Here is a 10,911-nt window from a genome sequence, read left to right on the forward strand (position 1 = left end):
GATGAATTTATAACTCCTTTGATAGGGACGGTTTAAAAAATATTACTAAAAAAGCCCCTCACTCTCTAATGAGCGAGGGGCTAACTGTTTTTACATAATCAGTATTATCTTTTCGACTCCTTCAAATGTTTTAGCTGCGTAACAATCATAATGCTAATAACAACGAGTAAAAACCATGAGCTAATTTTGCTTAAGTGAACGAGGTTCCATGCTTCTCGTTGATTTGGATATTGCCATGCTCCGAAAAAAGTAGCGATGTTTTCTGCAATCCAAATAAAGAATCCGATAAGGAAAAATGAGAGTACGAGCGGCATTTTATATGTAACGCTTTGCAATGAAAATTCTACAAATGTCCGAAAGAAAACGATGAATAAAAGTAAAGTTAATACCCATCTAAAGTCATATAGAAAATGATGTGTAAAAAAATTGAAGTAAATTATAGCTCCTAACGGTATGGCAAAAAGGGCTTTTGGCCAATGGTGCATTTGTAAATGCAATCTTCTCCACGCTTGGCATATGTAACTTGCGACACTTGCGTACATAAAACCGCTGTAAAGTGGAACTCCAAAAATTTTCGAATATGCCTCTTCAGGATAACTCCATGAACCGAAATGTACTTTATATATTTCTAGTAAAAGTCCAATTAAATGAAAGACAGTAATTACTTTTAGTTCATCCTTTGTTTCAAGACCAGTTTTATACATAATCCACTGCATCAGAAGACATACGATGAGTATGAAATCATAGCGATATAACCCTGGGATAGAAATGATTTTTGAAAGGGCTAGTGTTAAAAAAATAGTGACTGGGAATAAACAAGATAATGCTTGTTCGTAAGTGAAATGTAGTAATTGTTTTATATAGAACATTGGGTCTCCTTTGATAAGTTTGTTAGAAAACTCGAAATAATGACTAAGTATACTACGATTTTAAAAATAAGCTAGTAGTCTATTTTGCATGTATTTGTAAGTTTTAGAAGGGAATTGTAATAAGTATTTTAATATTTTAACAAAGTAAAAAATAGTTTGCTATTTAAAAAAAGTGGGGATATAATATCTAAATGAAAATGATAATTATTATCAATATTAATTATAAATAAAAAATAATTATAAAAAACAACTGAATATAAAGGATGAAATGAAACATGTTACATAAGTCTACTGTACATGCTGGTAATAACCGCTGGATACATATTAAGTTCATATGTTTCATGAGCTTAACAATTTTATGTTTAATTGGATCTATATTTTTAGCCATTTCATTTGGTGCAAAGGATATTCATTTACAAACGGTGTGGGTAGCGGTTTTGGATTACAATCCGAAACTAACACAGCACCAAATTATTTATGAATTAAGGCTCCCGAGAGTAATTGGTGCAGCAGTTGTAGGGGCAGCTTTTGCGGTTGCTGGTGCTGTTATGCAAGGTGTAACACGAAATCCTTTAGCTGATGCAGGTGTACTCGGAATAAATGCAGGTGCGATGTTTGTAGTAGCACTTAGTTTTGCTTTTTTCCCACATATGCCGTATTCCTATTTAATGATTGTTTCCTTTATTGGAGCTGTCTTAAGTACAGTACTTATTTTTGTTATTGGATCAGCAACATCAGGCGGGTTAACACCAATGAGGTTAACGATTGCTGGAGCGGTTATGGCAGCGCTTTTACATTCATTAAGTTCAGGTGTTGCGATTTATTATGATTTAAGCCAAGATTTAGCGTTTTGGTATGCTGGTGGTGTTGCAGGGCTTAAGTGGGAACACTTGAAATTTTTAGTCCCTATTATTCTTATAACGATTATTTTTGCGATAGTGTTAGGAAGATCTATTTCACTCATATCAATGGGAGATGATGTTGCTACAAATTTAGGAGTGAAAACGAACCGAACGAGAATACTAGGGATGATTATAGTAGTTATTCTGGCAGGTGTTTCTGTTTCAGCTGTTGGTTCTATTGGATTTGTAGGACTAGTTATCCCGCACATTGCTAGAAAATTAGTTGGTGTTAATTATAGACTCATTATTCCTATGTCAGCATTATTAGGAGCTATGTTATTAGTTGTAGCTGATTTAGGGGCAAGAACAGTAAATCCTCCTAAGGAACTTGCGATAGGGATTATGGTAGCTCTTGTTGGAGTTCCGTTCTTCCTCTATATAGCACGTAAAGTTGGGAGGGAATTATAAGTGAAGGATCTTTTTAACACGGATAAAAAGAGAGCTATTACTGTAACTACAATCTTCGGATGTATAAGTATCGCTGTAATTTTAATTAGTTTAAATACAGGGACACTGAGTATAGCGCCACTTAGAGTAATTGAAACACTTTTGGGTTATGGTGATTTTGAGAGTGCAACCGTGCTATATGATTATCGTATGCCAAGAATAATAATCACGATGTTAGCCGGTATTGGTCTTGGTATTTCCGGTGCGATTTTGCAAGGGTTATCCCGTAATGCACTTGCAGATCCTGGTATTTTAGGGTTGCATTCAGGTGCATTTTTCGGTCTTATCGTATTTGTTACTCTCTTTCATTCTATTAATGAGAGTGCATCCATTTTAATACCGTTATTTACATTTGGCGGAGGAGTATTAGCTGCATTTCTTATTATTTTACTTGCGAGTGATCGGTCAAAAGGTTTACTTCCCATTAGACTTATTCTCATTGGTATTGCAGTTTCAGCTGGCTTTAGTGCAATTTCGCTATTTTTCTCTCTCAAGTTAAATGATGAGACGTATACATTCGCTTCTAGATGGCTAGTTGGTAACGTGTGGGGAAGGGATTGGATTCATGTCCTGGCATTATTACCTTGGATTTTCATACTAACCCCTTATGCGTGGCTAAAATCTAAAACGTTAAATGCATTGTCACTAGGTGATAGTGTAGCAGCAGGACTTGGTGTTTCTGTGCAAAAAGAACGGTTATTACTTTTAGCTACAGCGGTTGGATTATCTTGCGCAAGTGTATCGATGGCAGGGGGGATTGGCTTTATCGGCTTAGTTGCTCCGCATATCGCAAGAAAGTTAGTAGGTACTACCTATCAACACTTCCTTCCGTTAGCTGGCATAATCGGAATGATTATTTTAGTGCTCGCAGATACGATAGGACGCTCTATATTTGAGCCGAATTCTATTCCGGCTGGTGTAGTAGTAGCGGCTTTAGGAGCACCGTATTTTCTTTATTTACTTACAAAAACAAAATAACTACTTCAAAGAGGAGAACATATGAAAAAGAAACTTACTATTTTATTTAGCATTATGTGTATTTTAGTATTAGCAGCATGTGGTCAAACGAAATCTAATGAAGAGGCAACGCAAAAAACGGAAAAAAGTAATGATCCAAAAATTGCTTCCATGTCTATTCACTTAACGAACAATTTACTTGCATTAGGAATTACACCAGTAGGTTCTGTTATTGGTGGAGATTTAAAAGATTTCTTACCGCACGCAAAAGAGCAGTTGAAAGATACGAAGAAACTTGGGGTTGTAGCAGATCCGAATATGGAAGCATTACTACAATTAAAGTCATCTGAAATTTATGTGGATGAAAAATATGCTGGCAAAGATTTAGCGAAATACGAAAAAATTGCAAAAACACATACTTTTAATTTAGATGAAGGTACGTGGAGAGATCATTTAAAGGAAGTAGGTAAACTTGTAAACCGTGAGAAAGAAGCAGATAAATATATTCAAGACTATGAAGAACGATCAAAACGAGTGAAAAATTTAATAGATAAAGAGCTGGGTAATAACGAAAAAGTAATGGCAATTCGCGTTACTGCAAAAGAGTTACGTGTATTTAGTACGAAAAGACCGATGGGACCAATTTTATTCCATGACTTAGGATTACAGCCTGCAAATGGTGTAGAGAAAATTGATGGAAACCGCCCCTTCGAAGTCATTTCACAAGAAGTATTACCTGACTTTGATGCAGATGCGATTTTCGTTGTTGTAAATAGAGACGATAAAGCGAAAGAAGCATTTAAACAACTTCAAGAAACACCAATTTGGAAAGACTTAAAAGCTGTTAAAGGTAAGCACGTATATACTATTAATGACCAACCATGGCTTGACTATTCTGCTTTAGGAAACAAAATGGCGATGGATGAAGCGGAGAAAATGTTTACGAAATAATACAGTTTTGCTATTAGGAAAGACCCTCTAAATTTGGAGGGTCTTTTTGTAATTCTTATTGTTAGAATAAATGAAAAATTATACAATGAAGTTAATTTAGTATAGAGGAGATGTGCCAATGTCAGCGCTTATTGTAAGTATCCCGTTTATAAAGCAGTTTATGGAACAAGGGGATAAATAGGCTAAAATAAGTATCCCCGTTACTTAAAAAGGGGGAGTTTGAAATGACAATGAATCTTTTTCAAAATAAAACGATTAAATTATCAGCTAGTAGAGAAAAAGATGTTGAAGTAATGGCTATGTGGCAAGAAGATAGTGAGTATTTAAGAAATGTAGATACAGATGTAGCATTCCCGCAATCGTTACAAGAAATAGCAAGTGATGGCCTATTAAAGGGACGGAGATCGAATAGTGTTTCTTTCATGTTAAGAACACTTCAAGATGATCGTTTAATTGGTTTTGTTGCAATTCATGGCATGGAGTGGAATAACAGAACGGGTTTATTAGCCATCGGTATAGGAGATGCAAATGATAGAGGTAAGGGATATGGAAGAGAAGCAATCCATCTTATTTTAAAGTATGCTTTCTATGAATTAAATTTACACCGGGTTGGTCTTGATGTTATTTCTTATAACAAAGCTGCTATTGAGTTGTATAAAAAGATGGGTTTTCAGATAGAAGGCTGTATGAGAGAAGCAGTGCAAAGAGATGGGAAGTGTTTTGATCGTATCATTATGGGGATATTGCGGGATGAATGGATGGAGAAGCAAGGTTAGAAAAAACATTCAAAATTATATATGTAGTATGCAGGAGATATAATGAAAATTGGCGAAAATTTACAGTGTACTGATTGAATTTATAAGGAGTTATGCAAAATGAATTTAGAAAAAAGTAAACCAGTAAATGAAGAGGTTGCTGAATTAAAAGAGCTAATTAAAGAATTGCACGGAAGTGTACATCAACTTCAAAGCGAAGTGCAGCAACTAAGGCACGAAAGACCGGTTGTTGAAGTGAGGAAAGGTGTTCAACTATCACCCGCAATCGTTGGGCAAATTGGTGGTATGATATTAGGTGGATTAGCAATTATCGGTATATTTTGGTGATGGAAAAAAGGTTTGCAGCACTATGCTGCAAACCTTTTGTATTTGACGATAGAATTTCATGCAGTACAACTTCTACATTAAATAACGTAAATAAATGTAAGCATGTGATAACAATAGTGCAATGATTGTTAACGGTAAACCGATTTTTAAGAAGTCCATATAAGAAAATCCATGTCCTTCACGTTTTGCAATACCAGCAACAACTACGTTTGCTGATGCTCCGATTAATGTTCCGTTACCTCCTAAGCAAGCTCCAAGAGATAACGACCACCATAGCACTTCGATTTGCGGCGAATCAACAGATAATCCGAGGCCAGTAGCTAAATCTTGAATAAGAGGAATCATCGTTGCGACAAATGGAATATTGTCAATTGTCGCAGATGCGATGCCAGATACCCATAAAATAAGTATCGCAGCGAAACCGATATCGCCATTTGTTACGTCGATTACTTCTTTTGCGAGTGAAGAAATAAGTCCGATATCAATTAATCCGCCAACGAGAACGAATAGTCCGGCGAAGAAGAAAATGGTTACCCATTCAACGTGGGCAAATATATCTTCTATTTCATGTTCTTTTACGCCGATTAACATAAGAAGTGTAGCACCAGTCATTGCGATAACGGCAGCATCTACATGAATAATAGAATGAAGTACAAAGCCTAAAATAGTTAGTCCTAAAATTGTAATCGATTTTAAAAGGAGGCTTTGATCTTTAATATAATCTTTTTCGTTTAACGCCATTAGTTTTTCGATTTGTTCAGGCGTTGTTTTTAGTTTGTTACGATACATGAAGTAAATAATGCCAATTGTAACGATAGAAATAATAATTACGATTGGAGCTAAATTTAGTAAAAAGGCATTAAAGTCTAAATGCTTATTAGCTGATCCAATCATAATGTTCGGTGGATCACCGATTAAAGTTGCTGTTCCACCTATATTTGAAAACAGTACTTCTGAAATCAAATAAGGAACAGGGTTAACTTTTAAAATACGTGTAATGGATAGTGTAACAGGAACGATTAATAAAACAGTCGTTACATTATCCAAAAATGCAGAACCGACGGCGGTTAATAAGGATAGTAATAATAAAATGCGAATCGGTTTTCCGTCAGCTGCTTTTGCTGCTTTAATAGCTACAAATTCAAATACGCCTGATTGACTCGTAATATGTACGAGAATCATCATCCCGATTAAAAGGGTGATCGTTTCCCATTGAATATGTGATGTGAAAGCAGTGTGTAAATCTACAATTCCAAAAATAATCATAATAGCAGCACCGAATAGTGCAATTACAGCACGATTCAATTTTTCAGAAATAATAAAACCGTAAGTAACTAAAAATACGGCAATTGCAAAATAATATTGCCAATTTGCTACTTCATGTGCTGATTGTTCCAAGCGAGTCACCTTCTTTAAAATATGTATTCAATTGTCAAAACGTATCCAGATGCATTCATATGGGATAAAATATATTGTAGCAAATTCAAAAAAGAAAGAAAACTATTTAACGAAGTGAAGGAAAAGTTCTGAATTCCACATATGATAAAAAAAATAACAAAACACAGTGCAAATTATTAGGAAAAGTGAGCGTTGTCCTCTAATATAGAGATAGCAATTTACATTATTTTTGCGTAAAATGGTTTAAAGAGGTGAATTCCGATGGAAATAGTAAAAGATAGTTCTCTTATTCAAAATGAAATTGAACGTTTTGTAAATAAAGATGTATATATTCATTTAGAAACAACGAACGGAGCGTATGCGTCACACTTTAATGAAAAGATGATGACAGTTGGAGCATTCATTCGAAATGCAATTATTCGCTTTGAGCGCGGGAAAATAACTGGAACAAACCCATACCGAGTTGGTTTGAAAATGGATCATGGCTGGGTATATGCAGAAGGTATTACGCACTGGGAAGTAGACGATAAAGAGCGTTTATTACTAGCAGGGCATGATAACCAAGGTCGCTTAGCGGTAGCGCTTGAGTTAAGCTTAACGCCATTTAAGTAAGAAGGAGGGAAACTTATGGAGAGACATGTACTTGTTGTATTTCCGCATCCAGATGATGAAGCATTTGCTGCGGGAGGGACAATTCGCTTATTAACAGATCAAGGAGTACCTGTAACGTATGCATGTGGTACTCTTGGACAAATGGGACGTAACATGGGGAAGAATGTATTCGCTAACCGTGAAACGATTCCAAATATCCGTGAAAAAGAATTAAAAGATGCATGTGAAGCGATGGGGATTCAAGATTTAAGAATGCTCGGTTTCCATGATAAAACGTTAGAATTTGAAGATGTTGATTTCGTTGCAGATAAAATCGAAGCGATAATTCAAGAAGTAAATCCATCTCGAATTATTACATTTTATCCAGAACACGGCGTACATCCAGATCATGATGCATTTGGCCGCGCTGTCGTTCGCGCTGTATCACGTATGCCAAAAGAAGAACGTCCAGTTATTCATGCGGTTGCGATTACGAGAAATCGTGAAGCGGTGCTCGGTGAACCGGATGTTGTAAATAATATTAGTGAAGTATTTGAACATAAATTAGCTGCACTAGGCGCGCATCGTTCACAAACAGAAGCAATGCTTGAAGAAACACATGCAAAAATAAAAAACAAAGATGCAGCAACATTGAAATGGCTGCAACTTGAACAATTTTGGACTTATAAATGGGAGTAGGCTAGAAGTATATCTTCTAGTTGCTCTTACATAGAAAAAGCGCCGTCACTTGTGATGGCGCTTTTTCTTGTTAAAGACTATATTTCTTAGAGATGTGCATTGAAATTTTTTCATTAACGTGCAGTATAGCCTCCGTCAACAAGAAGTGTTGTACCATTAACAAAACTAGCATCATCACTTGCTAAAAATAAGACAGCTTTAGCCACTTCTTCTGGTGTTCCAAGTCTGCCTTGTGGATGAAGGGAAGCTAAATATTCTTTCTGTTGAGGATTAACACTACCAAGCAAAGGGGTATCAATATAGCCAGGGCACACCGCATTAATACGTATTCCATATTTAGCGTAGGCAGTACATAAATTTTGAGTTAATAGTTTTACGCCACCTTTTGCAGAGGAGTATGCTGTTGGGGTAGGTAATGAAACAAAACTATGAATCGAACCAGCGTTAACGATGACACCGCCTGTACCTTGTTTAAGGAATTGTTCAATCGAATATTTATCAGAAAGGAATACCCCAGACAAGTTAATATCAATGGTTTTCTTCCATTTTTCATAGGACAGTTCGTTTGCCGGTGCATCATCAGCAACGCCGGCATTTGCATACATAATATCTAATTTACCGTATTTACTTACTGTCTCATGGATTAGTTGTTTAATATCTGCCTCTACTGTTACATCAGTTTTAATAAATAACGTATCATATCCATTTGCGTTCAATTCATCTGATAGGTCTTTTCCATGTTCAGAAAAGTCAGCGATAACTACTTTTGCACCTTCTTCAATAAAAAGACGAACGGTAGATTCGCCAATTCCGCTTGCACCACCAGTTATGATTGCTACTTTGTCTTTTAATTTCATATAAACCTCTCCATTCATTAATGAATTTAAGTCGAATTTTTTGAGCTGGTTATGTCACTATTAACCTTAAATAGTAAGTAGATAGAAGAACAAGTTTGCGTTTACTTAACTGTGAAAGTACTGACGTTTCTTTATTGTACTTTTTTATACAGTGATAGACAAAAATACTAATTGGGTCAATTTTAACATTATATTGAATATTCGGTAAAGTATTCTCAGATAGAGTGAGTGCTGAAGCTAAACGACTAACCTACTAACCTACATAGATATATCGAGGGGTATTTACATATAGTTGCTCTTTTTTATTTTAGTGATTAACAAATTTTTAAACTTGCTGATGATGTAGTGCAATTAAATAAATCGGTTGTTTTTAGATTCAACTAAAACTAAAAAACAGTAAAAATAAAATGTTATATAATAATTATTTATTGAAAAACGATAAAAATCGTGTTAATATCAAATTGAAAATTAGTAAGAGAGGTGCTTTTTATAAAATGTAAAACGAATGTTATGTACTAAACAGAAATTGATAGAAATTAGGAAAGTTATATATCTTAATAGCAAAAGAAGAAAAAGGAGTTAGAGCATGATTAATAAAACAGTAAAAAAAGTTATCTTGTTTACAGGTGGTTTGTATATTACTTATTTAGTAGGTGTAGTTATTTTAGCGGAATCTATACCGTATCCTACATCTCAGCAATTAAAGGCAGCCGAAAAAGTAGTTGAACGCTATGTAGGTGAAAATAATGGAGTGGAAATGATAAATACATCTAGCAGCTTCACGGCTGAGATGTTCGATCGTACAATTCATATTGAAGGAAATTCAAAGGAGAATCCGGAACAAGTATTTCGAATGGATTTAGACCGAGTTTCTAATGAGAATGAAAAAATAACCGAAAAATCGATAAATAAAATTTGTAAATCAAATGATGCAGGAGAGAATTTTACGTGTGCTGATGCTGAAAAGTTAAAATGAACATGCAGTGTTATTTATAGTATATAGCTAAAGATAGGAATGCGTAACAGCACAACTACTACTCTAGTTAAATAGGAAAAGCCTCGCAGGGGGGCGAGGCTTTAAACAGGGTATTAAAAATTATTGATTCATTAAGAATAATTTTTTTGAATAAACTAATTTTAGCATGATAACTCATGTATATGTGTTACGAATTTATGAACAAAAAATCAATCATAAAAATACGGGGAAGATGATAATTTATTTGAAATATGTATTATTACATAAGTTTCAAGTGAGAAATAAAAAAGCAACAATGAGCAAAATAATTTAGAGCCGCATTATATTAAACATAAGTGGTACTCCTAATATTAATCTGCTTCATTATATTGTTATTACCAATGCTACAGAATGCGTGAAGTGGTTTAGTAATGTTATCTACGGGTTTAAAATGAAAAAATTTTAGACATTGGACAAAAGGGGGATTCTAAATTAATTGGTTAAGTGGTTGAAAGAGAGACTTTGTTTATTTCGTTTCTTTTGCACTTAATTCATTAGAAATGATATTTAGTAATGATACATATAAAGCGTATATTTTGAATTAATTAATAGAATAATATATATTTATATTGATTTAATGATTTTAATTTATTAAAAATGAGGAAATCAATATGAAGATTAAATTTGCCGTAATAAAAGATGAAAACTTTGATTTTAGTTTATTAGAAACAAAATTACTGAAAACCTTTAAAGAAGTAGATTGTAAAGCAGATATAGTAAAGGTTGAAGATAAGATTTTTGAGGGAAATAATATTCAAACGAATTTAGCTGAAATCACCATTAATGTTACTGGAAAAAATATCGGCTATAGGTCCGTTTCAGCTAGTATATTTATTGTTCTAGAAAGTTTATCATTACAGTTATTTCGAATTAATATTAGTTTACATTAAGCAGCTAAAAAAGAGAATTCCTTCAGAAAATTATACTGACTATAATGAGTTGTAAATATGAGAATGGTGATTTAAATAATAGTAATTATTGTAGGTGCTCCCGTATGTTGGATTGCACCTTGTTTGTTATTAAAGAAATAAAAAAGCCTTTAAATTGGTCTTATCCCTGTCAAGTAGACAGTATTAAAAAGACTAAGCAGCCATCGAGATTCGATATTCTATCGGAGCTCGA

12 protein-coding genes are annotated in these 10,911 nt (G+C 34.3%); 9 read left to right on the plus strand and 3 right to left on the minus strand.

The window, feature by feature from the left end:
• Positions 1-104: 104 nt before the first annotated feature.
• Positions 105-869, minus strand: a complete 765-nt coding sequence (locus tag JDS92_RS14050; RefSeq protein ID WP_097959782.1) for a DUF817 domain-containing protein — start codon at positions 867-869, stop codon at positions 105-107.
• 275 nt (positions 870-1,144) lie between these two features.
• On the opposite strand from JDS92_RS14050, the gene JDS92_RS14055 reads away from it, so the two are divergent.
• The 5 genes from JDS92_RS14055 to JDS92_RS14075 all read left to right on the plus strand — a co-directional run bounded on the left by JDS92_RS14055 (position 1,145) and on the right by JDS92_RS14075 (position 5,229).
• Entirely contained in the window at positions 1,145-2,179 is a 1,035-nt protein-coding gene (locus JDS92_RS14055; RefSeq protein ID WP_097959783.1) for a FecCD family ABC transporter permease, read from the plus strand.
• The gene (locus tag JDS92_RS14060; protein WP_000653815.1) at positions 2,180-3,196 is read left to right on the plus strand and encodes a FecCD family ABC transporter permease; all 1,017 of its coding nucleotides are present in this window, start codon (positions 2,180-2,182) and stop codon (positions 3,194-3,196) included.
• A gap of 21 nt (positions 3,197-3,217) precedes the next feature.
• The gene (locus JDS92_RS14065; RefSeq protein WP_199632066.1) at positions 3,218-4,126 is read left to right on the plus strand and encodes an iron-hydroxamate ABC transporter substrate-binding protein; all 909 of its coding nucleotides are present in this window, start codon (positions 3,218-3,220) and stop codon (positions 4,124-4,126) included.
• 224 nt (positions 4,127-4,350) lie between these two features.
• A complete protein-coding gene (locus JDS92_RS14070; protein ID WP_000178484.1) occupies positions 4,351-4,902 on the plus strand; it encodes a GNAT family N-acetyltransferase in 552 nt (183 codons plus the stop codon).
• 99 nt (positions 4,903-5,001) lie between these two features.
• Positions 5,002-5,229: a coiled-coil domain-containing protein gene (locus JDS92_RS14075; protein ID WP_001047523.1), complete on the plus strand. Its 228-nt coding sequence runs from the start codon at positions 5,002-5,004 to the stop codon at positions 5,227-5,229.
• 72 nt (positions 5,230-5,301) lie between these two features.
• On the opposite strand, the gene JDS92_RS14080 is transcribed toward JDS92_RS14075, so the two are convergent.
• Positions 5,302-6,627: an ArsB/NhaD family transporter gene (locus tag JDS92_RS14080; RefSeq protein ID WP_097959784.1), complete on the minus strand. Its 1,326-nt coding sequence runs from the start codon at positions 6,625-6,627 to the stop codon at positions 5,302-5,304.
• Between the two features lie 261 nt (positions 6,628-6,888).
• Between JDS92_RS14080 and JDS92_RS14085 the strand changes: the two genes are divergently transcribed.
• Together JDS92_RS14085 and bshB2 are read left to right on the plus strand one after the other, a co-directional pair.
• On the plus strand, positions 6,889-7,239 hold the full coding sequence (locus JDS92_RS14085; protein WP_000407039.1) for a YojF family protein: 351 nt from the start codon (positions 6,889-6,891) through the stop codon (positions 7,237-7,239).
• 15 nt (positions 7,240-7,254) lie between these two features.
• The gene (bshB2, locus tag JDS92_RS14090) at positions 7,255-7,917 is read left to right on the plus strand and encodes a bacillithiol biosynthesis deacetylase BshB2 (protein ID WP_000439466.1); all 663 of its coding nucleotides are present in this window, start codon (positions 7,255-7,257) and stop codon (positions 7,915-7,917) included.
• 113 nt (positions 7,918-8,030) lie between these two features.
• Here the strand turns inward: bshB2 and JDS92_RS14095 are convergent, their stop codons facing one another.
• Positions 8,031-8,774 (minus strand): SDR family NAD(P)-dependent oxidoreductase, encoded by a 744-nt coding sequence (locus tag JDS92_RS14095; protein WP_097959785.1) that lies wholly within the window; start codon positions 8,772-8,774, stop codon positions 8,031-8,033.
• A 586-nt stretch (positions 8,775-9,360) separates the two neighbouring features.
• Between JDS92_RS14095 and JDS92_RS14100 the strand changes: the two genes are divergently transcribed.
• Together JDS92_RS14100 and JDS92_RS14105 are read left to right on the plus strand one after the other, a co-directional pair.
• On the plus strand, positions 9,361-9,750 hold the full coding sequence (locus tag JDS92_RS14100) for a hypothetical protein (RefSeq protein ID WP_097959786.1): 390 nt from the start codon (positions 9,361-9,363) through the stop codon (positions 9,748-9,750).
• Between the two features lie 650 nt (positions 9,751-10,400).
• On the plus strand, positions 10,401-10,679 hold the full coding sequence (locus JDS92_RS14105) for a hypothetical protein (protein WP_087970285.1): 279 nt from the start codon (positions 10,401-10,403) through the stop codon (positions 10,677-10,679).
• The last annotated feature ends 232 nt before the right edge of the window (positions 10,680-10,911 follow it).

Source organism: Bacillus cereus group sp. N12 (genome assembly GCF_016483575.1).
Lineage (GTDB): Bacteria > Bacillota > Bacilli > Bacillales > Bacillaceae_G > Bacillus_A > Bacillus_A toyonensis.

Coding starts and splice junctions, on each gene's coding strand:
- JDS92_RS14050 (WP_097959782.1), bottom strand. CDS start 869: ATGTTCTATATAAAACAATTACTACATTTCACTTACGAACAAGCATTA.
- JDS92_RS14055 (WP_097959783.1), top strand. CDS start 1,145: ATGTTACATAAGTCTACTGTACATGCTGGTAATAACCGCTGGATACAT.
- JDS92_RS14065 (WP_199632066.1), top strand. CDS start 3,218: ATGAAAAAGAAACTTACTATTTTATTTAGCATTATGTGTATTTTAGTA.
- JDS92_RS14070 (WP_000178484.1), top strand. CDS start 4,351: ATGACAATGAATCTTTTTCAAAATAAAACGATTAAATTATCAGCTAGT.
- JDS92_RS14075 (WP_001047523.1), top strand. CDS start 5,002: ATGAATTTAGAAAAAAGTAAACCAGTAAATGAAGAGGTTGCTGAATTA.
- JDS92_RS14085 (WP_000407039.1), top strand. CDS start 6,889: ATGGAAATAGTAAAAGATAGTTCTCTTATTCAAAATGAAATTGAACGT.
- bshB2 (WP_000439466.1), top strand. CDS start 7,255: ATGGAGAGACATGTACTTGTTGTATTTCCGCATCCAGATGATGAAGCA.
- JDS92_RS14095 (WP_097959785.1), bottom strand. CDS start 8,774: ATGAAATTAAAAGACAAAGTAGCAATCATAACTGGTGGTGCAAGCGGA.
- JDS92_RS14100 (WP_097959786.1), top strand. CDS start 9,361: ATGATTAATAAAACAGTAAAAAAAGTTATCTTGTTTACAGGTGGTTTG.
- JDS92_RS14105 (WP_087970285.1), top strand. CDS start 10,401: ATGAAGATTAAATTTGCCGTAATAAAAGATGAAAACTTTGATTTTAGT.